The sequence below is a fragment of the Membranihabitans marinus genome, from assembly GCF_019802045.1.
Taxonomy (GTDB): domain Bacteria; phylum Bacteroidota; class Bacteroidia; order Chitinophagales; family Saprospiraceae; genus Membranihabitans; species Membranihabitans marinus_A.
This window is the reverse complement of the sequence record NZ_JAHVHU010000005.1, coordinates 191,326-214,185: the sequence shown is the minus strand read 5'-3', so window position 1 is coordinate 214,185 and position 22,860 is coordinate 191,326. Positions and strand designations below refer to the sequence as shown.

At 45.3% G+C, this 22,860-nt stretch carries 19 protein-coding genes; 13 read left to right on the top strand and 6 right to left on the bottom strand.

What is annotated here, in order from left to right:
- Positions 1 to 1,037 precede the first annotated feature (1,037 nt).
- From mraZ to KUV50_RS05305, 12 genes are all read left to right on the top strand, one after another.
- Positions 1,038 to 1,508 carry a division/cell wall cluster transcriptional repressor MraZ gene (gene mraZ / locus KUV50_RS05360; protein ID WP_222579071.1) on the top strand — a complete coding sequence of 157 codons (471 nt, stop codon included), beginning with the start codon at positions 1,038 to 1,040 and terminating at the stop codon, positions 1,506 to 1,508.
- Complete coding sequence (gene rsmH / locus KUV50_RS05355; RefSeq protein WP_222579070.1) at positions 1,505 to 2,398, top strand: 16S rRNA (cytosine(1402)-N(4))-methyltransferase RsmH; 894 nt, start codon at positions 1,505 to 1,507, stop codon at positions 2,396 to 2,398. Before mraZ ends, rsmH begins: the two co-directional genes overlap by 4 nt.
- Entirely contained in the window at positions 2,399 to 2,710 is a 312-nt protein-coding gene (locus tag KUV50_RS05350; RefSeq protein ID WP_222579069.1) for an FtsL-like putative cell division protein, read from the top strand.
- Positions 2,707 to 4,845: a penicillin-binding protein gene (locus KUV50_RS05345; RefSeq protein WP_222579068.1), complete on the top strand. Its 2,139-nt coding sequence runs from the start codon at positions 2,707 to 2,709 to the stop codon at positions 4,843 to 4,845. Before KUV50_RS05350 ends, KUV50_RS05345 begins: the two co-directional genes overlap by 4 nt.
- A 20-nt stretch (positions 4,846 to 4,865) precedes the next feature.
- Positions 4,866 to 6,335, top strand: a complete 1,470-nt coding sequence (locus KUV50_RS05340) for a UDP-N-acetylmuramoyl-L-alanyl-D-glutamate--2,6-diaminopimelate ligase (RefSeq protein WP_222579067.1) — start codon at positions 4,866 to 4,868, stop codon at positions 6,333 to 6,335.
- A 3-nt stretch (positions 6,336 to 6,338) separates the two neighbouring features.
- Positions 6,339 to 7,580 carry a phospho-N-acetylmuramoyl-pentapeptide-transferase gene (mraY, locus tag KUV50_RS05335; RefSeq protein ID WP_222579066.1) on the top strand — a complete coding sequence of 414 codons (1,242 nt, stop codon included), beginning with the start codon at positions 6,339 to 6,341 and terminating at the stop codon, positions 7,578 to 7,580.
- 275 nt (positions 7,581 to 7,855) lie between these two features.
- Entirely contained in the window at positions 7,856 to 9,022 is a 1,167-nt protein-coding gene (locus tag KUV50_RS05330; RefSeq protein ID WP_222579065.1) for an FtsW/RodA/SpoVE family cell cycle protein, read from the top strand.
- Entirely contained in the window at positions 9,006 to 10,103 is a 1,098-nt protein-coding gene (murG, locus tag KUV50_RS05325) for an undecaprenyldiphospho-muramoylpentapeptide beta-N-acetylglucosaminyltransferase (protein WP_222579064.1), read from the top strand. Before KUV50_RS05330 ends, murG begins: the two co-directional genes overlap by 17 nt.
- Complete coding sequence (locus KUV50_RS05320; protein ID WP_222579063.1) at positions 10,100 to 10,891, top strand: cell division protein FtsQ/DivIB; 792 nt, start codon at positions 10,100 to 10,102, stop codon at positions 10,889 to 10,891. The genes murG and KUV50_RS05320 overlap by 4 nt, the downstream gene beginning before the upstream one ends.
- 11 nt (positions 10,892 to 10,902) lie before the next feature.
- Complete coding sequence (gene ftsA, locus KUV50_RS05315) at positions 10,903 to 12,342, top strand: cell division protein FtsA (protein ID WP_222579062.1); 1,440 nt, start codon at positions 10,903 to 10,905, stop codon at positions 12,340 to 12,342.
- Between the two features lie 50 nt (positions 12,343 to 12,392).
- On the top strand, positions 12,393 to 13,826 hold the full coding sequence (gene ftsZ, locus KUV50_RS05310; RefSeq protein WP_222579061.1) for a cell division protein FtsZ: 1,434 nt from the start codon (positions 12,393 to 12,395) through the stop codon (positions 13,824 to 13,826).
- A gap of 250 nt (positions 13,827 to 14,076) precedes the next feature.
- Positions 14,077 to 14,259, top strand: a complete 183-nt coding sequence (locus KUV50_RS05305; RefSeq protein ID WP_222579060.1) for a hypothetical protein — start codon at positions 14,077 to 14,079, stop codon at positions 14,257 to 14,259.
- Positions 14,260 to 14,589: 330 nt separating this feature from the next.
- On the opposite strand, the gene KUV50_RS05300 is transcribed toward KUV50_RS05305, so the two are convergent.
- From KUV50_RS05300 to KUV50_RS05280, 5 genes are all read right to left on the bottom strand, one after another.
- Entirely contained in the window at positions 14,590 to 15,459 is an 870-nt protein-coding gene (locus KUV50_RS05300) for a DUF4249 family protein (protein ID WP_222579059.1), read from the bottom strand.
- A 13-nt stretch (positions 15,460 to 15,472) separates the two neighbouring features.
- On the bottom strand, positions 15,473 to 17,824 hold the full coding sequence (locus tag KUV50_RS05295) for a TonB-dependent receptor plug domain-containing protein (protein ID WP_222579058.1): 2,352 nt from the start codon (positions 17,822 to 17,824) through the stop codon (positions 15,473 to 15,475).
- A gap of 116 nt (positions 17,825 to 17,940) precedes the next feature.
- A complete protein-coding gene (locus tag KUV50_RS05290) occupies positions 17,941 to 18,333 on the bottom strand; it encodes a hypothetical protein (protein ID WP_222579057.1) in 393 nt (130 codons plus the stop codon).
- Between the two features lie 45 nt (positions 18,334 to 18,378).
- Entirely contained in the window at positions 18,379 to 18,768 is a 390-nt protein-coding gene (locus KUV50_RS05285) for a hypothetical protein (RefSeq protein ID WP_222579056.1), read from the bottom strand.
- A gap of 116 nt (positions 18,769 to 18,884) precedes the next feature.
- The gene (locus KUV50_RS05280) at positions 18,885 to 20,027 is read right to left on the bottom strand and encodes a gliding motility-associated C-terminal domain-containing protein (RefSeq protein ID WP_222579055.1); all 1,143 of its coding nucleotides are present in this window, start codon (positions 20,025 to 20,027) and stop codon (positions 18,885 to 18,887) included.
- Between the two features lie 577 nt (positions 20,028 to 20,604).
- On the opposite strand from KUV50_RS05280, the gene KUV50_RS05275 reads away from it, so the two are divergent.
- Positions 20,605 to 21,381: a methyltransferase domain-containing protein gene (locus KUV50_RS05275; RefSeq protein WP_222579054.1), complete on the top strand. Its 777-nt coding sequence runs from the start codon at positions 20,605 to 20,607 to the stop codon at positions 21,379 to 21,381.
- Positions 21,382 to 21,723: 342 nt separating this feature from the next.
- Here KUV50_RS05275 and KUV50_RS05270 read toward each other — a convergent pair whose 3' ends face one another.
- Positions 21,724 to 22,602, bottom strand: a complete 879-nt coding sequence (locus KUV50_RS05270; RefSeq protein WP_222579053.1) for an endonuclease/exonuclease/phosphatase family protein — start codon at positions 22,600 to 22,602, stop codon at positions 21,724 to 21,726.
- Positions 22,603 to 22,860: the final 258 nt, after the last annotated feature.

Below are 22,860 nucleotides of genomic sequence, written 5' to 3'. Positions count from 1 at the left end.
GATCGCTTTGGTTTCTGATGCATTCATCCTTGGAGAGGAGCCTTCCGTTTACTCACCAAATGTAGGTTCTGGTCATTCGATGACAGTGGCACGGTTGTATATCGCTTCGCTCCATCAAAAGCGAATTGGGCGTCATCGGTCTGCCTGGCACTCCGACCAGAGCCCGCCTAGACTGTGAGAGGGCTCTGTCCCGAGGATAATGTATGGGTCAAAAGTCAAACGTCACTCAATAATGGGCTATGTAATATGCCCAATTTTGGGAATTAAGCAATTGATGTACTGGAAATTAGGCAGCATAAAAGATTGACGTGGTGAATAAAGCGGGTTAATCAGTCCTTCCTGGCATCTGCATCTGACTAGTTGGCATTAAAACCATTTGAATTCATAATTGCCGCCTATATTGCAAAATATACTTCGATTCGCTTCGTCAAAAACACTCGGTGTAACTCCAGTTATACCTCCGTTTTATTTCTCGACAATCTTTGAATATTTACAAAATTTTATACGGCATTATCAAATACATGTGGTATTAGTACCACGCCAGGCTGGTACATCCAAAGCCCTAATATACTCCGATCATGTATGCATAATGTAAGATTCTCCTCCGTTGATGTATTTACATTTATCTGTAGATGAGCATCTGGATAAACCTGTCTGCTGCCCCGCTATTCAATATTCAGCTCCAGGATAAAACAAAGTCACGATTTTCCCGCTGTGATCCCAGGGCGACCCATTTTACTCCAATTTTTCTCGCTTTCTCCATTTTATTTCAATTAGCATCCCACAATCTACCACTTTCATATTATGTAAAATGATATATATTAGAATGTATAAAATGCTGATAAACAGATAAAAATGTATAATAACTAATCTGTTTAACTAATTAGATTATAGTATGTTGTCAAAATGACTACATTTGTTGACGATTCTGGGGGAAGGAGTGGGAAATATATACTTTTTTTATATGTATCGTGTTAAAAGGTGGAGGAATGTGGGAGGAATCTTTACTTTTGAGTTACAAGCTTGAAATAAAATGTATGGTTCAGCTCTACGGTGAATATGAATGTCGTCTGGATGGCAAGGGTCGGTTGAAAATGCCGGCTCAGCTGCTCAAGCAATTGGGCGGACTCTCTCCGTCGACCTTCTTTGTGAATCGGGGGTTTGAGAAGTGCATTATGATGTATCCTGAAAAAGTTTGGGATAAAATCGTCGAAGGAATCAATGATCTGAATGTGTATCGCCAAAAGGATCGGAATTTTATCCGGTATTTTTTTCGAGGGGTAAACAGTGTAACTACAGACTCAGCTGATCGGGTATTAATCGGTAAAAACTTATTGCAATACGCAGATATTCAAAAAGATGCTGTTCTTTTTGCTTATCTGGATCGGATTGAGGTGTGGGACAAGGAGATTTATTATGGAATGTTGGATGCGGAGCCTGATGAATTTTCTCAGTTGGCTGAGCAGGTGCTGGGTGGTGCCGGACCGGATGAAAGCGAGCAGGAATGAGTCATTTTTCTGTACTTCGGGAAGAGGCTGTCAGCGGGCTGAGAATCCGGGAAGGTGGAGTGTATGTGGACGGAACGTTTGGAGCAGGAGGGCATAGTCGCGAAATTCTGGGCCAGTTGGGAGGCGGGGTGTTGTATGGATTTGATCAGGATTTGTCGGTATTGCAGGCGGCATACGATGACTCTCGATTGCGATTGCGGCATAACAATTTTGCAGACATGGTTGATGTGTTGAAGGCTGATGGTATTGGATCTGTGGATGGGGTTCTGGTGGATCTTGGCGTGTCGTCCATGCAGTTTGATCAGGGTGAACGTGGGTTTTCCTATCGGTTTTCGGCACCGCTTGATATGCGGATGAATCAGAACGCAGCACGTACAGCCAGACAGGTGTTGAATGATTATTCGATGGAGCAGTTGTGGTATATGTTTTCTGATTATGGAGAAATACGAAATTCCAAAAATTTGGCTGAAGCTGTGGTGGATGCCCGTAAGGTGCGACCGATCGAAACTACGCTGGATTTGGTGGCTATTGCGGAATCAAATGCCCGGGGGAGTAAGATGCGGTATCTGTCCCAGGTTTTTCAGGCTGTTCGTATTGAGGTGAATGATGAGATGGGGGTGTTGAAGAAATTTTTGAAACAACTTCCGGAGATAGTGGCCGTTGGGGGGCGGGTTGTAGTAATTTCGTTTCACTCATTGGAAGATCGGTTGGTGAAAAATTATTTGAAGCATGGGTCTTTTGACCGACAGGAGATAAAGGATAGTTATGGGAAGTCCATTCGTCATTGGCGAATGATAACCAAAAAGCCGGTGTTGCCGGATTCGGAAGAGGTTAAACAAAATAGTAGATCACGTAGTGCAAAAATGAGGATTGGAGAAAGATTGGGATAGATGAAATTGAAGCAAAGAAAAATATCAAGTAAAGTAGTGTATGAGTGGCTCGGAAATCATACGGTGTATGTGCTGTTTCTATTTGTGCTTTCTTTTGTGGCGATCATGAACTCACACATTGCTGAACAGAAGATTCGTAAAATCACCCACTTGAAAAAGGAAGTTAAGGAATTAAACTGGAAGTATCTGACGCTCAAAGCAGAGTGGATGAGCGAAGCTTCTTTGTCAAGCCTGGAAGGACGATTGGATGAAAATGCGATCGGGAAAGAAGGTTCAAAGCCAGTGATTATTAAATCCCGGAAAAAACGATGAGTATCCGAAAAGAAATATTGAGCCGGGCCTACATTACCTTCTATGTGTTGGTATTGGTTAGCGTGGTGATCATGGGGCAGGTCATAAAGATTGATACGGTGGAACGGGCTTATTGGATACAGCGTGGTGAAGATTATTCGATCCGCAAACAAAACGTAGAGGCTCAGCGCGGGAATATATATGCGGATGATGGAAGCTTGTTGGCGACCAGTATTCCTTATTTCGATATTCGGATTGATTTTGGATCAGAAGCTATGCGCGATGAGTATTTTAACCAGCATGTAGATTCGCTGAGTATTTATCTTCAGCGCGATATATGGCCAAAAAGAAGTGTAGCTCAGATCAAGCAAAAATTGGTTCGGGCGCGGAAGGATCGGGTGCGTTCCTTTTTAATAGCCCGCAATGCCGATTTTACGGTAGTGGAAAAAGTAAAGAAGTATCCATTGTTGTCCTTGGGCGGCTACAAAGGAGGATTGGTGCTGGAGCGCAAATCCAGTAGATTGAAGCCCTATGGAAATCTCGCGAGCCGTTCGATTGGTCGGATGGCGGGGGATCGAAAACCACTGGGACTCGAGATGTATTACGATGACTTGTTGGGGGGGAAAGACGGATTGCGTTATGTGCAGCGAATTGCCCGGGGAATTGATATACCGATACATGATCTGACCGAGATTGATGCACAGGAGGGCCATGATTTGCAAACATCCATAAATGTGAATTTGCAGGATATTGCAGAATACTCGCTGCGTCAGGTGTTGACTGAGCATGAGGCTGAGTGGGGGACTGCAATCGTTATGGAGGTGAAATCAGGCCATGTCAAAGCTATTGCAAATCTGGGGCAAACGGCTTCAGGCGGGTACTATGAAAATCTGAACTATGGGGTGGGTCGGTTGTATGAACTTGGTTCTACTTTTAAGTTGGCAACGATGCTTGCATTGTTTGAAGATCAGGATCTGGAATTGGATGACCCGGTTAGTTTGGGACCAGGATACATGCGGGTGGGATCCGGAATCATCCGGGATTCAGAAGGTCATCCATTTGATACTACAACGATCGAACATAATTTTGCTATATCTTCAAATGTGGGAATGGCCAAACTCGCCATTAAATATTTTAGAAGTGATGACGGGCCCGACCGTTTTTTTAAATACATGAAGCAATTTCATCTGAAATCTAAAACAGGTATTGAAATTCCCGGGGAGCCAGAGCCCGATATTTATTCCAAAGAAGAGCGAAAAAACATTCCCGGGAAGAAAGGAACGTGGAGCTCTGTGATGTCAATACCATATATGGCGCATGGGTATGAGTTGCGAACCACGCCACTGCAGATACTGGCTTTTTACAATGCGGTCGCGAATGACGGGTATTATGTGCCGCCCCGATTGGGTGAAAAAGTGATGAAGTCTGGGTCTCTGGTTCGGATGATCCATCCAAATATGAAATCAGTACGAATTGCGTCTGAATCATCGATAAAAAAAGCACAGCATCTACTAAAAGAAGTGGTGCTGAATGGAACTGGAAAAAATCTGATCAGTCCAGATTATAGTGTCGCTGGTAAGACTGGTACGACACGCATAAATTATGCTGATAAAGATGCCAAAAGAAAAAAATATATAGCGTCGTTTGTTGGGTACTTCCCGACGGATCAACCCAAATATTCTTGCATTGTGGTCGTCAATGATCCCAAAAAACATGCGTATTACGGCAGTAAAATTGCCGCACCTGTGTTTAAGGAGATTGTAGATTATTGCTATGCAACAGATCCTAACCTTATGAAGGTACTCAACGACAAGCCTATGCTCGCCTCTGCACAGATCCAACTGCCCGTTTACGAAGTCGGATATTCCAAAGACTTCGAAACCGTCTTTGGCTACTTAGGTCTCAAAACAAGAAAGTCCACAGAAAGCGAATGGACAGTGATCTTGCAGGATTCAACCGATTTTACCCTGGCACCTCGTGCTGTTCGAGAGAAGGCCATCCCAAATGTGGTGGGCATGGGCTTGAGAGACGCTTTATATTTATTGGAGAATCTGGATGTGCGAGTGGTTGTGCAGGGTACCGGTAAGGTGACCAGACAATCTATTGAGCCAGGATCTCCCATTAATAATAAAAAAATATTTTTAACGCTGGGATGACGAACCGCACTATAAAATCTATGTGCTCTGCCATCGGTTTCCTTCACGTCATTGGAGACGAAAGCAAGGAGATCAAGGGCATTGCTATAGATAGTCGTGAAGTGAAGTCGTCTTATGTTTTTATAGCAATAATCGGTACGGAAGTGGATGGAAATGCATATGTGGCACAAGCAGTCAATAATGGCGCCACCGTGGTCGTTTCCGAAAACGCACCGGACTTAACTGACCTCCCAGAAGCGGTCGCCTGGGTTCAGGTGGCTGATGCCCGCAAAGCAGCGTCTTCCATTTCAGAATGGTTTTATGGTTATCCGAGTCGTCAGCTGAAATTGATCGGAGTGACCGGAACTAACGGGAAGTCTAGTGTGGTGTATATGTTGCACCAGCTTTTTGGATACCTGGGATACCGGGCTGGGATGTTTTCGACCATTATCAACAAGAGTCATACTACCGAGTTGCCTGCCCGCCTTACGACGCCGGATCCCGTGTCGTTAAGTAAAGGATTGGCGGAAATGGTTGACCAGGGATGTGATTATGTATTTATGGAAGTCAGCTCTCATGCCCTCGATCAGAAAAGGGTGGAGGCGCTTGATTTTGATGGAGCCGTATTCACGAATATCACGCACGATCACCTGGATTATCACCTTACATTTAAAAATTATCGGGACGCCAAGAAATCGTTTTTTGACCGATTGAAGTCCGATGCCTTTGCGCTCGTTAATGAAGATGATCGCAATGGAATGTTTATGATTCAAAACACCCAGGCAAGGACACAGACCTTCGGGCTTCGATCCATGGCTGATTATACCTGTCAGATTTTGGAAATGGATTTGATTGCCATGACCATCCATTTGGATGGACAGGATGTATTGACTCGGATTACGGGGCGTTTCAATGCATACAATCTTTTGGCCGTATATGGTGTGGCTGATCTGTGCGGGATGAATAAAGTGGAAGTGTTGCAAGGGCTGTCTATGTTGCAGGAAGCACCCGGACGCTTTCAGCGGGTTAAACTTCCGGTAGAAATTGAGGCCGAAGCTCCTGTGGGGATTGTGGATTATGCACATACGCCGGATGCGGTAGAAAAGGTAACCCAGGCTGCTCAGGATATCATCGAGCACAATGGCCGGGTGATTATAGCTCTGGGATGTGGAGGGAACCGGGATCGGGATAAGCGACCGGCCATGGGTTGGGCTGCTGCCCAAAATGCCGATATCGCGGTGTTTACTTCGGACAATCCCAGAAATGAAAATCCACAGAAGATCATTGATGAGATGTATGATTCGTTGGATGCTCCATTGAAAGCCAAGGTGTTCAAAATCGTAGATCGCCGGGAAGCTATTCGATTGGCTGTATCATTGGCTCGAGCCGGTGATGTAGTCATTGTCGCCGGTAAGGGGCACGAACAGTATCAGGAGATTGATGGCGTTAAGAATCCATTTGATGACCGTGTAGAGCTGAAAAAAGCGCTGACGCAAAAAATAAAATGGTGATCTATGCTGTACGCCCTGTTTGAATATATCGAGACGCAGTTTGATTTACCGGGAGCCCGGTTGTTTCAGTATATCTCGTTCCGATCGGCCTTGGCAGTAATCATATCTTTGATCGTTACCCTGTTTTTTGGTAAAAAAATTATTCGGTTTTTAGCCCGGCAGCAGATTGGAGAATCAGTTAGGGATCTTGGATTGTCTGGTCAGAAATCCAAGGAAGGAACACCGACGATGGGAGGGGTGATTATTATCCTGGCCATCTTGGTGCCTACTTTATTGCTCGCTGATCTGTCCAATATCTACATTCAGCTTATGATATTCACGGTCGTATGGATGGGGTTGATCGGTTTCATAGATGACTACATTAAAGTTTTTCGAAAAAATAAAACTGGACTGAAAGGAAAGTTCAAGGTGATGGGGCAGATAATTCTGGGGTTGGTGGTTAGTATCACGATGATGACACAACAGGATATTACGGTTCGGATCGATAAAAAACTGGCCAAGCCTTCCCAGTTGGAGCAACAAAATACGACGTCTGCTGAATTTCAGGATAACGCCTACGTTGATGTGCACAATTATCTGACCAATGTTCCTTTCCTGAAAGAGAATCAACTGGATTACAGTCAGATTATACCGGTGAGTTCACACAGCCGCACCAATGCCGCATTAATTTTTATTCCGTTGGTTGTATTTATCATAATAGCGGTATCCAATGCCAGTAATCTGACCGATGGTCTGGACGGGTTGGCTACTGGTGTTTCGGCGATTATCGGCGCCACTTTGGGTATCTTTTCCTATGTGTCGGGAAATACAATTTTTGCCGAGTATCTGAATATATTTTACCTGCCTGCCACGGGCGAACTGGTGGTTTTTACAGCGTGCTTTGTTGGTGCTTGTGTTGGTTTTTTATGGTACAATGCCTATCCTGCCACCATTTTTATGGGAGATACCGGAAGTCTGACACTGGGTGCGATTATAGCCAGTATGTCCATATTGCTGCGAAAAGAATTGTTGATCCCGATCTTTTGCGGGATCTTTTTGGTGGAAGCATTGAGTGTGGTCTTGCAGGTGAGTTACTTCAAGTACACCAAGAAAAAATACGGCGAGGGACGACGTATATTTCAGATGTCTCCTTTGCATCACCATTATCAGAAGCTTGGGTATCACGAATCAAAAATTGTTTCCCGATTTTGGATTGTAGGAGTGATGCTTGCAGTGATAGCTGTTATAACCTTGAAAATAAGATGATTAAATCGGCCGTTTAGGCATATATTATTGATTATCAATATCTTTATTTTCCTAATAATGAAAGAAAAATGAATAAAAATAATTTTAAATATAAGATTTTTTTTATATTTGTTTAGTCAATAGAAGTAATGCGAAAACAATGACAAAATTTCTACTAAGGTTTCAATGGAATAGATTGTCCGTAGGGGCATAAAATTTGTCATTCAGGGCGCACCGAAGTGTTGCGCCCTGTTTTCCTATTCATGTTGACATTATTGAATTGAAAGAAAACTGTGATGACTTTTGTCCAAACAATTCTCAAAAATGCACGAGGCGACCGGTCGATCTGGATCGTATTTGGATTGTTGTGTCTCGCTTCGATGTTGGCCGTGTATTCTTCGGCCGGGATTATGGAATACCGGTTCGGTGGTTCTGGTGCGGGCTATCACATTATGAAACATTTTTTGGTCATTATGGCCGGGTGTTTTATTGTGTATGTGGTACATCAAATTCCATACCAGTTTTTCAGTGCCATTGCACCTTCCTTTCTGGTATTGACCATTGGGTTGCTGATACTGACGATGTTTGTGGGGGATGAGGTCAATGATGCCCGTCGTTGGTTATCCATTCCGTTGATCGGACTGACCTTTCAGACGAGTGATTTAGCCAAGGTGGCCATCATCTTGTTCTTAGCACGAAATATATCGACCAAACAGGCGGTCATCAAAGATTTTAAGACAGCTTTTATCCCTTTGTTGCTCCCCATAGTAGTGATCTGTATGTTGATTGCGCCAGCGGATTTGTCTTCGGCAATGATACTGTTTGCGACTTGTCTGGTGATGCTTTTTGTGGGTCGGATAAAAGTCAAGTATATTGGTCTGATATTCTTATGCGGAATTATCTGTCTGGCGCTCTTGGTTTTGGTGGGCCAGGTACTTCCGGACTTTACGCGATTTGATACCTGGATGAGTCGGATTAATGATTTTGTGATGGGCGAAGCAAGCCGGGATAATATTCAGGCAAAAATTGCTATCGCTCAGGGCGGCTGGCTTGGTCAGGGACCAGGAAACAGCATTCAGCGTAATTTTATAGCGTATCCCTATGCCGATTTTATCTTTGCGATCATATGTGAAGAGTACGGTGTGGTGGGTGCTTTCGGTATATTATTTTTGTATATACTGTTGTTGTTTCGATGTACAAAATTGTTGACCCGTTCTCGAAAAGCTTTCGGCGCCTTGTTGGCTTTTGGCTTGTGTATGAGTATCGTATTGCAGGCGCTGGCTAATATTGCGGTGTCTGTTCATCTGGTCCCGGCGACGGGCTTGACCCTCCCTATGGTTAGTATGGGAGGCACATCATTGTTTTTTACAGCATTGCAGTTTGGTATTATTCTGAGTGTGAGCCGGCAGGTTGAACGGGATGGAATTCATTTAAAAGAAAAAAGCGATGAAGATCATGATTAGTGGTGGCGGAACAGGGGGACACATTTTCCCGGCATTGGCGATAGCCGATGCGATCAATCGGTTGCATCCTTCGGCAAACTTTCTTTTTGTGGGTGCCCAGGGACGCATGGAAATGGAAAAAATACCGGCAGCTGGTTATCCGATTGAAGGACTGTGGATTTCAGGGTTCGATCGTCAGAAGATGTGGCGAAACTTTTCTTTTCCTTTTAAATTAGTGAGTAGCCTGGCCAAATCATATCGCTTGTTGAAAAAATTCAAACCCGATGCAGTCGTCGGCGTGGGTGGTTTTGCAAGTGGCCCGATCCTGGAGGTGGCTCATCGGATGGGAATCCCCACCCTGATTCAGGAGCAAAATTCGTATCCGGGGGTGACCAATAAGTTATTGGCCCGAAAGGTCAATCGGGTGTGCGTGGCTTTTGAGAAAATGGATGCCTATTTTCCAAATGAGAAAATCGTGATCAGTGGGAATCCGATTCGCCAATCTTTACTGGCGTCCAACTGGAGCCGGACTTCAGCGCGCAAGGATTTGGGGATTGCAGAGGACCAAAAAGTGGTTCTGGCATTGGGTGGTAGTCTGGGCGCACGAACTTTGAACCAAATGTTTGCTCAGAATACAGCGGCGATTGAAGCCCGGCCCAATATTTTTTATATCTGGCAGTATGGTGCATTGTATGAAGAAGAATACAGTCAATCTAAAACCGCCCAACTACCCAATGTGAAGGCGGTCAAATTTATAGATGATATGGCCAGAATGTATGCAGCTTCAGACCTGATCGTGGCACGGGCTGGAGCGTTAACTTTGACAGAGTTGGCTGCATTGGGTAAGGCCGCTCTTTTGATTCCCTCGCCAAATGTGGCGGAGGATCATCAGACCAAAAATGCCCGGCGGCTTACCGAATCTGCCGCCGCGGGGTTGTTAGAGGATAAGAACGCAGTTGATGGGGGTATTGACCGGATTCAAGAATTGGTCGGACAAAAAGAAGTTTTGGAAACATATGAGCGAAATATAAAATCATTTTACCGGGCCGATGCTGCAGAACGCATCGCCACAGAAGTTATTAAATTAGCCCAGGAAGCATGACAGATCGGAAGAAACATATCAACCGGTTGATCGGATTGGCTGCCTCAGTACTGGTTATTGCAGCAGTTGTCGGGTTGTATACCTCTTTTGGCTTTTTGGAAAAACGAAATCTGAGTGGCGTTGAATTCACCGTATTGGATCAATCCACAGAAAACAGTCTGTTGGATTCTGTAGACGTTCAGTATCCGTTGGCTGAATTGTATTCGGGTGGGTTGCAGAACATCGCTGTGGACTCTGTTTCGCTGGCTGACATTGAGGAAAAATATCGATCAAACCCTTTTGTGAAAGATTGCCGGACTTATATTGATAAACATTCTGTGCTGCAGATCGAGCTTGTGGAACGCATCCCTCAGCTTCGGATTTTAAGTCAAAACGGTGGTGATTACTACATTGATCGGGATGGGGTGGCTATGCCTGTCTCTGATCATTATACACCACGTACGATGTTGGCGACCGGAGCTATTCCATTATTGCCATTGGAGGAGAATGTGGATTCTAGCGCAGTGCATAAAGATCTGTTCCGGTTGGCGCAGGCGATCGAATCGGATCCGTTTATGACCAGTTTTGTCAGCGAGATCCACGTGAATAAAAAAGATGAAATACATTTGTATCCGTTGGTTGGGAATTTTACCATCCGTCTGAGTAAAACAAACGACCTGGATAAAAAATTTGAAAATTTGAAAATATTCCTGCGAGATGGTTTAAGCCGTCTTGGTTGGAACACATACAGTGAGTTGGTGATCGATTATGAGAATCAAATCATTGGAAAGAAAATCGTAAATCCGTGAAATATACACCTATGAAATCAAAAAATTACAAACCTGAAGATGTCGTTGTCGCCGTGGACATTGGCACGACCAAGGTCTGCGTTGTGGCCGGTGTCCAAAATGAGCATGGCAAGCTCGAGATTCTTGGACTGGGTCGTGTGGCCTGTGATGGTGTCATCCGTGGCGTAGTCTCAAACATTGAGAAAACCGTAAAGGCGATCCGGGAGGCCGTGCAAATTGTGGAACGACAGATTAAGGCTAAGATTAAAACGGTGCACGTAGGCATTGCCGGACAGCACATCAAGAGCCTGCATCACCATGGTATCCTGACCCGGGACAACGCACATGATGAGATCAGTCAGGAGGACATTGACAAATTGATCAATGATATGTACAAACTGGTGTTGCCTCCGGGGGATAAGATTTTGCATGTGATCCCTCAGGAGTATACGGTGGACAACGAACGGGGTATTACTGAACCCATTGGGATGTCTGGCATCCGTCTGGAAGGGAATTTTCACATCATCACAGGACAGATCACGGCCTCCAACAATATCCTGCGGTGCATCAAAAAAGCCGGGCTGGAGGTCGCCGATATTACTCTGGAACCCATTGCTTCGAGTACAGCCGTGCTCAACCAGGAAGAAAAAGAAGCCGGCATTGTGCTGGTCGACATTGGTGGTGGAACAACGGATTTGACGATATTTTACGAAGGCGTAGTGCGTCATACTGCGGTTATTCCATTTGGCGGCTATGTCGTGACGCGCGACGTCAAAGAAGGATGTACGATCATGAATTACCAGGCCGAAAAACTTAAGGTGAAGTTTGGGTCGGCATTGGCAGAGGAGGTATTGGAAAATAAAATTATCACGATCCCGGGACTGAAAGGTCGGGCACCGAAAGAGATTTCCGAGAAAAATCTGGCGCTGATCATCCAAGCCCGGATCGAGGAAATTCTCGAATACGTGATGTATGAAATCGAAAAATCGGGGTATCAGGACCGGTTGATTGGAGGAATTGTGTTGACCGGTGGCGGGTCCAAGCTCAAAAACATTGAGGAATTGGTGGAATACCATACGGGCATCCATACCAAGGTGACCTATCCGATCGAACACCTGGCACACGGATACATTAAAGATTTGAGCAGTCCGGTTTTCTCTACTTCGATCGGTTTGCTGCTCAGTGGCCTGCAAAACCGAAACTACGAATGTGCGATTGAAAAAGAGATCGAAGAAGAAACCGTTCCGCAGGAACAAGCAGCCCCGGCTTATACTGCTGCCCGTGAACACCGGGCAGAATCTCAGGAAAAGCAGGCCGGAAGATATGTCGAAGACTACGACGAATCCAGGGACGACGAGGAAGAGGAATCGCAGCGACCTGAAAGAGAGCCAGAGCTGCCGTCTTTTTGGAACAGAATGTTTCATAAAACCAAAGACTGGTTTGAAGCCAGTCCGGATTCGGATCTAAACTAAGGAGTCAACATTCAAAACAATTAAATTACGTCATTTTAAAAAGATAAATTATGGAGTTTGATATACCATCACGAGAAAAGTCAATTATTAAAGTCGTCGGTGTCGGAGGCGGTGGTTGTAACGCCGTCACACACATGTACCGGCAGGGGATCGTCGGCGTCGATTTTGCGTTGTGCAACACGGATCACCAGTCCATGGACCTGAGTCCGGTGCCCATTAAGATCCAGCTGGGACCAAACCTTACGGAAGGGCGAGGTGCCGGTTCCAAACCGGAGGTGGGTAAAAAAGCCTGCCTGGAATCTCTGGATGAAATTGAGTCCTTTATGGCCGATGGCACCAAAATGGTCTTTGTGACCGCCGGCATGGGTGGTGGAACAGGAACTGGTGCGGCCCCTATTATTGCCAAGACAGCCCGGGAGCAGGGAATTCTAACCGTTGGAATTGTGACCTTGCCGTTTAGTTTCGAAGGCAAATCAAGAATCCAATACGCCGAAGAAGGGTTGGCAGAGCTTACGGATAATGTAGATGCGTTGATCATCGTTTCCAACAATAAATTGCGAGAAATTTACGGAAACCTGCGGGTGTCCGATGCGTTTAGTCATGCGGACAACATTTTGACCACAGCGGCCAAAGGGATTGCAGAAATCATTACCGTTCCGGGGTATGTGAACGTGGATTTTGAGGATGTCAATACCGTCATGCGGGAAAGTGGCGTAGCCATTATGGGTATCGCAACCGGTGAGGGCGAAGACCGGGCAAGTGTAGCGGTTCGTGAAGCATTGGATTGTCCGCTTCTTGAGGAGAACGACATCCGTGGCGCAAAAGATATTTTATTGAATATTGCTTCCGGGACCAAGGAGATTACGATGGATGAGATCTTTGAGATTACAGAGCATGTTCAGGAAGCAGCAGGGAATGATACCAACCTGATCTGGGGGAACTGTTACGACGAATCGCTGGGTGAGCAAATCTGTGTGACCGTTATCGCGACCGGGTTTAACCGAGGTTCCTCAGACGAAAAAGAGGAAGAACCAGCCAATGAATCGGTACAGGCACCCAAAGCCCAGCCCACGCCGGTGAAAGCTGCCCCGGCCCCCGGGGAGATCGATTTTGAGGTTGCTACACACGACCATGCTTCCACGGTTATCTTCGATGAGAAGAAGGAACGACCTTCCATGGATGAAATTGCTGGAAATCACAATTCCATGAAAGAACCTTTCGTGGAGCAAAAGCCCGTTGCCCGGAAGAATGTGTCTATTAGTGAGCGATCCTTCAAACCATCCCGATTGGATGAGAAAAAAATGTATGCCCACAAAAATATCGTAGAGCTCGAAAATGTACCGGCTTACAAACGACGCCGGGTACACCTCGATGATCCGGTAGATTCGAGCCATGAGGAAGGGCCAAGCTGGACATACAATCAGGAAGATGATGAGCCGGAGATCAGACGCAACAGCCCGTATTTGCATGATAATGTGGACTAACACCCCACACATGACCGTTGCATTAGCTATATAAAGACAGGAGCTTTAGCTTCTCAAAAATCAGCGTAGTTGCTTTGGGATCTCGATAAAAATAAAATCACTTTGGGGATCAGTGCATGGCATTTCATTCCCGGGTGCAGATGAATTTCTTTCAATTCATATTGTATAAAGGTCATTGGCGTGTGCCAATGACCTTTTTTAATAGCTTGTCCATAAACCGTATGATTGTCTGGCTCACAAGGGATTTCCATTGACTTGGTGTTTCTACCTATGGGCCGTACCTGACCGCACGGAGGTGGTGGAAGAACCCACGCCGGATGTGTGGCAAGCTCTGTGGTCGGACCTGGTTGGGGGAGCGGCAGGAATTGCATGGATTAACATCTGCGAAAATATGAGTAATCTGCGGGAATTTAGTGGAAGAATCCACGCCTGATGTGTGGCATGCACTGTGGTCGGATCTGGTTGGGAGAGCGGCAGGAATTGCATGGATTAACATCTGCGAAAATATGAGTAATCTGCGGGAATTTAGTGGAAGAATCCACGCCTGATGCGGGACAATCTCTTTGGTGCGTATCGGGCGGGAGTAGCTTACACCTTTCCAACGGGGCGGTTTGCATTGGTAAATATCTGCCCCATCGGGACCACCATGTGGCGGGAAATACTGTATGTATTTCCTGTCATTCATTTTCAACCGGTGAATCGAATTGGCCGATGCGAAGTTGGTCCCTGTATGCCGTTTTCTTACCATAGCCTTATTGAATCCTTATCTCTCGAGGAATACGACCGTATCTATAGCGTGGTATGCTCCGAAAACCCCATATCCTCCGGTGATATTGGAATAGACCGGGCTTCGGGTCGCAAATGGTTCGTTGAAACTTTGTTCTGCCTCCTTTAATTCTTCGAAGAAAAGCATCATTCCTGAGGAGAAATGGCTGACCTTTACCGAAACAGCATTGATGTAAATGCCAGGCTCCCCGGGCTCAGGTCGGAGAAAAGTAGCCGTTTTAATCGACGTACTTAAGGTGTCCGGGCTGCTTTCTGTTGGCTTCAGGAGCGATCTGAATCTGAATATACCATAGATGGAATCGCGGGAGTTTTGGAAGGTCGTGCCGGAATCAATGGAATAAAACGTGGACACATCAAATCCATGGTATTTATTGATGGGGTTGGCCAACTCCAATCGTAAGACATTGGTCTCCGGTATCGTAGTAGTATCCTGGACGTATCGGACAGAAAGGATCTTGGGAACTGCGGGCAGCTGATCTGATCCTGATTCTAAGACCAGACGACCTGTCTTGTCTTTTACATGAATGGCGTAATTCTGCTCTGTTTCGAAGTCCATCGAATCCAATCTGTAATAGCCTTCACCTTTAGCCGATAATTGATGAGACGCCTGTCCGTTTCTGGTCAACCACACCTCCAGTTCCGGTAGGTCGGGAACGTCTTGTGCTTCCAGGGTGTCCCGGGGATGGGTGTAGCTGACCACCGCCTGGATGTCATGCTGTGACATAAACGCGTGGATGGACAAGGTGGGTTGATAGAGGGGTGCCCGATCGATATCTGAATAGAGTTCACAACTGATGAGGATAAGCGTTAGCAAGATGAAGGGAAAAAACCTTTTAATGAGATGCATAGTCACTGTTGATTTATAATTCAAATCCAAAATTGATCGAAGGAATGAGGGGAAAAACAGACCGGATTTTCCATTGGCCTCTTTGGCGAACCAGTGCATACGGATTCTTTTGAAAGTACGCATTGTAGACATTGATTCCGAACCATCTTCTTTTATTATTTTGGTCGGAAAGTCGTTCCTTTTTCAATCCGATATCCATCCGATGGTATGCGGGGAGGCGCTCGTTGTTGATTCCAGGCAAGGCTTCATAACTGGTTCCGGTGAGTGGGTTGGAGCGCACTTCTTCGTTGCTCCAGGTAATGGGTCTTCCGGTTTGGTAGGTCCATTGGAAAGATAATTGGAGGTCATGCTTCATGTGGTAAATAAATAGTGTGTTGATCAAATGTCTGTAGTCAAAATCACTGGGGAAGCTTTTCCCCTGATTGAGGGTAGGGAATGTAGATTTTGTTTGAGACCAGGTATAGGACAGAGAACCATGGAAGGGGTCTGACGTTTTTTGAACCATCATTTCCAACCCATAGCTTTTGGTCTCGCCATTGCTATGAAGGTGGTCCTGGAATTTCAGGATGTTCTGGATGTCGGACTGGGGTAAAAAGTATTTTAGAATATTATCTTGTTTTTTGTAAAAGGTTTCCACAGAAAAATTGTCGATTCCTTCGTCAAAGGTTCTGAAGTATCCCAGTGACCACTGATCCGATGTAGAGGGACGAATGTTTTGGTCCGAAGTCAGAAAGTTTTCGATGAAAAATCCCTCCAGGTTATAGGCGATCAGATGAACCGGCTGAGCCTGATGATTAAAGGAAGCATTTAAAGACGATCGTGGAGATAGATTCCATGTCAACATGCCTTTGGGTTCCGGGAGCCATTGGTTGAAGTTTTCGGATGAAAAATTTGAAAGTCGCAAGCCACCTTTCAGGATCAGGGAAGGAACCAGTTGGATTTCGGAATCGAAGAAGGTGGCGAAGGTGAAGGAAGGATCTTGTTTTATACGTCCGGTAAATGAATCTTCGGTCTCAGTCCATTGGGATTGGATCTGCTCCGTGCGGTCGAACCGAAACTGATACCCAATGTGTTCTGCTTCCAGTCCATAGCGGAATTTCATGTTTCCGGTGCCATAATAACGACCGGATGCCCTGGCTTTTACCGAATAGATGTCATTGTTGGACGCCCGGGCTGTATGTATGGTTGATATGATGTTTTGTTGAAAGTCTGTATCGGCATATTCATTGGTGCCCTTGAGGTAGTTACTGTGATCGGAATAACTCATATGAAATTGAAAGCTGTGCTGAACATTGCGGATCCAGTAGTAATTCAGGGAGGATGTCCAGTTTCGTAATCCATACTTTTTAATGCTTTCATTTGGCGCTTTATTGACGAATTCATAGCTGTGTCCCAGCTGTATATCACTACCATGGTATAGTGACCAGGATAGTCCCTGATTCTCATTGATTTGGTGATCGATCTTGGCATTGAGGTCATAAAAGGTGTATCCCGGAATATTCCCGTGCGTTTTATGATTGGCGATGCGGATCCGTCGGGGAAGAAAGATAAGATCAATAAAAGTCGTCCGTGCGCCTACGCTGAAGGAGGTCTGTCCATTGGTGGAGAGTGGCCCGGAGATGCTGGTTTTGGCAGTTAACAATCCGATGTCAACTTCTCCTTCGAAGTGATCTTTGTTGCCGTTCCGGGTGGACACATTGAGGACGGAGGACAGGCGTCCACCATAGGCAGAGGGCCAGTAGCTTTTATAAAAATCAACATTCTGAATAATTTCGGTGTGGAATAAGGAAATAAACCCACCCAGATGATTGATATTGAACAGCGTAGCGCCATCGTACAGGATAAGGTTTTGATCCTGTTGACCGCCCCGTACGAATAAGTGAGCGTATCCTTCCTTACCACCGGAAACGCCGGGTAGAAACCACAGGGATTTCAGTATGTCCGATTCCCCCGTGAGTCCCGGTACGCTGGTGAGGAACTTCATGGGAGTACTTTGCAGACCCTGAGCCGCCTTTTTGTGCAAGCTCTCCGATACGATGAGTGGAGCCAGCACCATTGGATTTAATGAAGCTTTGTAGCTGGACACCTTTTTCTCAATGATGATGGTCGTGTCCTTATACCCCAGGCAATGCACTTCCACAGAATCTCCGGATAGCCCGTGGATATGGATCAACCCCTGCTCATCGGCCAGTCCATACTGACCAGTGCGCTGATTCTGGGCAAGTGCCGCAGAAAGCACTTCTTTATCTTTTTCATCGGTAACCCTGATCTGGATATTCTGGGCTCGTACGAACGATAGTGAAGTATAAAAGACTATAGAATACGCCAAAATTAACGCTAATCTATAGGCAATACATTCTAACATAAACTTTTTAATTTTCTATTTTTAAATCAATAAAGGTTGTAACCTAGCTGTCATCGCCCAATCGTTGAAATACATCTTTTTATAGTCATATACTTTCGGTGAATTCTACTTGTTTTCTATGGATTCCATAAATAAGACATCCGCAGCATAAATCCATAGTCAGCATAGGTGCCAACCCCTACTTTTTTACCTTCCGAATCGATGTAATATTCATCAAAAAAACGCTCTTTCAAGGATTTAACGGCATTAGCCGTGATTACCAATCGCTTACCAACAGGAAAGAAGAGGCCGGCCTCTCCGACGGGAACGATTTTGGTGTAGTTCAAATACCGGCTTTTTTGATCAGAACCTGGAAGATCCACATAACCATCTGCGAGGTAAGACCCTCGGACACCCACTACCACTCCCATGAAATCAAATGCATTGTATTTTACTCGAAGCGGTATTTCGACGGTTCGGAGATGATGGACATATTGCTTTGATTTGTCCAGTGGTCTGCCGTTATTCACACCGGAAGAACCACCGCCAGCAAAGTCATAATATCCGATGCGACCTTAATACCCTTCCAGTCCGGTCTCAAGGGAGAGTCTTTTTAGTTTTCTAAAATTATAGGCCGTTTGAAAACCAAGATGAAGTTGCACACCGGATCGGTAATTATCATAAAATCCGTCCATAAATAGGGGGCCTCCGCCCACAGAGGAGCTATACCTGAAACGCTTGGTTTTAGCCGATTTCTGCGGGGGAAAATGGTCCATCTCTTTATCATCAAGCCTCGCCATAGCTATGGCTATACCTGCGTTTGCTTCTTCGACCTGAACCATTTTCTCACTCACATCGAACCGGCCAAACCAAGACGTCCCAGGTATGATGGATACTTGCCCCAAACTCGATGTTACCGTAAACAAGAATAAAATGAATCCTGTTGTTAAATGTAAATGCTTCATTTCTCAATTTTTATGTTTTAGTTTCTAACTTTTTCATTCCTTTCAAATCTTGCACAGCCTCTAAACCAAAAAGACGAAATTTGAAATTTCACCTGGAATACATTGAATTATGTGTTTTACCGCAATAAATAAACCGTTCCTACTTTTTGGATCGTTTCCTCCTCATTCCTTTTTTGAGTGGTAGCTGTCAATCGAAAGGTATATACACCAGGGGGCAATTCCTCGCCATCTGAACTTTGCCCGTCCCATTGCACTGATTGACCCAACTCCTGATAGACCATTCCGCCCCATTGATCATACACCTGGAACGACCCCAGTGACCATTTCCGGAACCGGCACTGATCGATGATCGTGAAGATGTCATTTCGGTTGTCTCCATTGGGCGAAAAAGCGTTGGGAAGATCCAGTTCACAATCACAGACTTTTTCTGAAACCTGATAGGTGAACTGATAGGTGCCGCAGGTGTTTTCCACGGAGAGCTGATATGTGCCCGGTTCACGGATCGGGATCACAGGGGAATTACCGCCATGGGACCACTGAACTCGCCCGGGGGCCGGTGATCCGAGAATAAGCTCCGAATCTGTGCAAAAAAAAGTATCGATCGTGGTGTGATTTGAAAAGTCATCCATATAAATCACAACGGTGGAATCCTCAAAAACGAGGGTGTCAATCGTGGCCTGTACCGTGTATTTGCCGCTCCGACTGACGCTGATGGTTGAATCCCGGTCTCCGGTGTTCCATTGATAGGTAGCATCATGAAACCCGGCATTCAGAACCGTTGTTTGAGATGCACAAAATAGCATGGTGTCCGGCAGTGGGTCAAAAGCCTCGATCAGTATATCGTCGATAAAAACATAGGCCAAATTGGGAACGGCAAGGGGACCAGGCTTGGTATATTTATAGTTTGACTCTTCATCCGATCTGAAATTCCCAATAATGGCGTATTTTTCACCCCCACGAGCGATGTACTTCCCCTGAACTTTGTACCAGCGATCATAATCCTCGAAGAAGGTGCCCTTACGCTCTATCTGGGCAGTGAATGGAAGGGTGGTAATGATATCTAGCTGGACTTTTTCGGGAGTTAAATACATCCCCGCTGCATCCGCCACTATATTGGGAAGTTGACGATTGTACTTTTTGGGGCTGATAAAATAACGCACATAATAAGCTTGATCCTTTATTAAAGGTATGTATAGTGGGGAAGCAATATAGGACTTTGACTCTGATTTTAGGTCTGACAGCAATGTTATTGACATCATTCCATTTCCGATTTTTGGGAATTTCCTATGTTGGTCCCCGGCAGGAAAAAATGGGATATTACCATTGCAAATATGATAGACATGACACTGGTAATCAGTAGGACAATACCAATATTGAACAAAATCATCCTTGGGTGGGGCTGAACAATTTCGTAATTGATTGAAATAGGGATCGGGGATGAGGTTTTGCCCGTATCCCTGAATTAAAAGCAGAATAAAGCCAAGTGTCAGATGTGATTTCAAAATAATTGGTTTTATCGCGTGCCCCGGGTACTGTTATTTAATGGTGAATTGGGTTTGTGGTTGGTTTATTTATATATAACGGGGGGGGGAGGTTATTGTTGGTTAAGTTTATAACTATTCAGAAATTAATCCCATCAATCATTATTTGTTTATAAGTGATCTTCTTAGGCTTTCGATTGGAGTGTTTATTTGGTTTAGTGATTTTGAAAGTAGTGCCTCGTCGTATAGATAAGACCGGCTCGGGGCAGACTCCCAAAAGCAAGATGCTTTTGCTACATTATTCCAATTGCGCTTAATATTGTTTCCTTATATTTACCCACCAAAATTCAATCCAATGAACTCCGAATCGGAAATTATAGACCGGTATGCTGCCATGGAACTGGACCCGGAAGCAGAAACCTATTTGCATACCCATGCCCGGCGCTTTGCCTACCTGTGGCGGATGGTACAGAAAGTTCGTTCAAATTTTGGCAATGGTCCGATCCGGGTCATGGACATCGGACCGAGCTTTTTTACCGATATCCTCCAAAGTAATCTGGAAGATGATGACCTCTATACATTGGGGTTTGCGCACGAAGCCAGCCGGGGCGGGCATTTTCCGCCGGTTATCAAAATAAACAAAGATCATTTTCATGCTTTTGATCTGAATGATGCCCAATATCCCGAGAAATGGATTGCGCCGCCCAAAATGGATATCGTCGTCATGGCCGAGGTACTCGAACACCTGTATACCAGTCCCGTACATGTCTTCCGGTTTATTGCTTCCATCATGAATCCGGGTGGCTTTCTGATTATCGGTACTCCGAATGCAGTGGCGCTTGAGCGTCGTCTGAGACTCCTGGCCGGATCCAATCCGTATGAAATGATACGGGAAACCCGGGATAATCCCGGCCATTTTCGCGAATATACGGTCCCTGAACTCCGGCAGATGGCCGATCAGGCGGGTTTGGAAACGGTTGATTTTGAGATAAAAAATTACTTTACGCGCAATACACGGGCCGGGGTATGGTATGATAAACTGGTGAGCCTTTTCTTACCGGCCAGCTTCCGGACAGGGATTAACATTATTTTTAAAAAGACGGATTGTTTTCTACCCATAGACCGTACCTGACGGAGGTGGGGGAAGAATCCTGCGGTGTAAGCCTGTTGAGAGAGAAAGGACGCTTACACCTTCTCAGCACTACCTGGACAGTTTGTAAGGGTAATCCTCTGCGAAAATCTGTCGTATCTGCGGGAACTACTGATTGTTATTTCCATATATCATTTGTCAACCCATAGACCATACCTGCCGGCACGGAGGTGGGGGAAGAATCCTGTGGTGTAAGTCGGGTGGGAAAGGGGAGACTTACACCTGTCCCCCAGCACGGTTTGCATGGATTAATATCTGCGAAAATCTGCGAGATCTGCGGGAAACATTCTGCGTCTTACCGTCTTTGCGAGAAATAAAGTAATCTTATTTCACCCGGAAATAACTCAACACCGGGAAGTGGTCCGAGTTAAAGTGTCCGTCGATCCAATGGCTCAAAATAGCGGTTTTCAGCACCTGAACATGGTCATTGGTAAATATATAATCAATGCGTTTGTCGTTTTGGGCATTGATGTTGAAGCCTTGAAAGGTGGTGGCTGGCCCAAAAGCGGGTACCCGGGAATGGGTGTAGGTGTCGTTAAACGCTTTGGACATGTGCTGAATCGGCTTGGAGTCCGGTGTGAGATTGAAGTCCCCCGAGATCAGAACCGGTTCTTTGGAGTTGGCCAGTTCGTGGACTTTTTTGATGATTAGTTCGACGCTTTTTTCACGGGCTTCTGTCCCCCGGTGATCAAAATGCGTATTGAAATACCAGATTTTATCTTTTTTTCCTTTCTTGTATTTAAAATGACCGTAGGTCACAATCCGGGGTAGAGCGGCATCCCATCCCTTCGATATTTTATCCGGTGTCTCGGAGAGCCAAAACGTTGAACCGGTCAGCAATTTCACCCGATCTTTGTGATAAAAGATAGCACTGTATTCACCCCGGGTCTTTCCATCATCCCGACCCACCCCGATATAAGCGTACTGTGGGAGCTGCTCATCCAGGTATTCCATCTGCGAATGCAAAGCTTCCTGAACGCCCAAAAAATCAGGTTCATAAAAAGCGATTTCCTGAACCAGGCTTTCTTTGCGATTGTCCCAGATGTCTTCGCCGTCATTGGCATTACTATTACGGAGGTTGTAGGTCATGACACTCCGATCCTGTGCCGTCAGTTCCGTATTGGTTCCCATAACGACAAGCATGGTGAGAAGTACTGGTAGGAAAACCAGCCGAGTTCTTATTTGATTTGTGACGTGATTCATACGAATATGATTGAATAGATTTTTGAAATCGAAAGGTGAATATACACTATTTGTCAAAATAAGCGGAATGTACAGCCGGGCTTTCTTCGGGCATGTGAGTGGATGTATTTACCTTCATCACCAGGATTGTCAAACCCTGGTGATGAGTTATTATGAAAATTAAGTCTATGTTTCGAAAGCCAAACAAATTGAGTCAATCCATTTCATGCTAAAAATATTTTAAGATATTTGTCAAAATATTAGGAGTTTGGAAGAGAA

Bases quoted from the DNA above. Each gene is read 5' to 3' on its own strand.
- mraZ (WP_222579071.1), top strand. From the start codon at position 1,038: ATGGTTCAGCTCTACGGTGAATATGAATGTCGTCTGGATGGCAAGGGT.
- rsmH (WP_222579070.1), top strand. From the start codon at position 1,505: ATGAGTCATTTTTCTGTACTTCGGGAAGAGGCTGTCAGCGGGCTGAGA.
- KUV50_RS05350 (WP_222579069.1), top strand. From the start codon at position 2,399: ATGAAATTGAAGCAAAGAAAAATATCAAGTAAAGTAGTGTATGAGTGG.
- KUV50_RS05345 (WP_222579068.1), top strand. From the start codon at position 2,707: ATGAGTATCCGAAAAGAAATATTGAGCCGGGCCTACATTACCTTCTAT.
- KUV50_RS05340 (WP_222579067.1), top strand. From the start codon at position 4,866: ATGTGCTCTGCCATCGGTTTCCTTCACGTCATTGGAGACGAAAGCAAG.
- mraY (WP_222579066.1), top strand. From the start codon at position 6,339: ATGCTGTACGCCCTGTTTGAATATATCGAGACGCAGTTTGATTTACCG.
- KUV50_RS05330 (WP_222579065.1), top strand. From the start codon at position 7,856: ATGACTTTTGTCCAAACAATTCTCAAAAATGCACGAGGCGACCGGTCG.
- murG (WP_222579064.1), top strand. From the start codon at position 9,006: ATGAAGATCATGATTAGTGGTGGCGGAACAGGGGGACACATTTTCCCG.
- KUV50_RS05320 (WP_222579063.1), top strand. From the start codon at position 10,100: ATGACAGATCGGAAGAAACATATCAACCGGTTGATCGGATTGGCTGCC.
- ftsA (WP_222579062.1), top strand. From the start codon at position 10,903: ATGAAATCAAAAAATTACAAACCTGAAGATGTCGTTGTCGCCGTGGAC.
- ftsZ (WP_222579061.1), top strand. From the start codon at position 12,393: ATGGAGTTTGATATACCATCACGAGAAAAGTCAATTATTAAAGTCGTC.
- KUV50_RS05300 (WP_222579059.1), bottom strand. From the start codon at position 15,459: ATGCATCTCATTAAAAGGTTTTTTCCCTTCATCTTGCTAACGCTTATC.
- KUV50_RS05295 (WP_222579058.1), bottom strand. From the start codon at position 17,824: ATGTTAGAATGTATTGCCTATAGATTAGCGTTAATTTTGGCGTATTCT.
- KUV50_RS05285 (WP_222579056.1), bottom strand. From the start codon at position 18,768: ATGAAGCATTTACATTTAACAACAGGATTCATTTTATTCTTGTTTACG.
- KUV50_RS05280 (WP_222579055.1), bottom strand. From the start codon at position 20,027: ATGATGTCAATAACATTGCTGTCAGACCTAAAATCAGAGTCAAAGTCC.
- KUV50_RS05275 (WP_222579054.1), top strand. From the start codon at position 20,605: ATGAACTCCGAATCGGAAATTATAGACCGGTATGCTGCCATGGAACTG.
- KUV50_RS05270 (WP_222579053.1), bottom strand. From the start codon at position 22,602: ATGAATCACGTCACAAATCAAATAAGAACTCGGCTGGTTTTCCTACCA.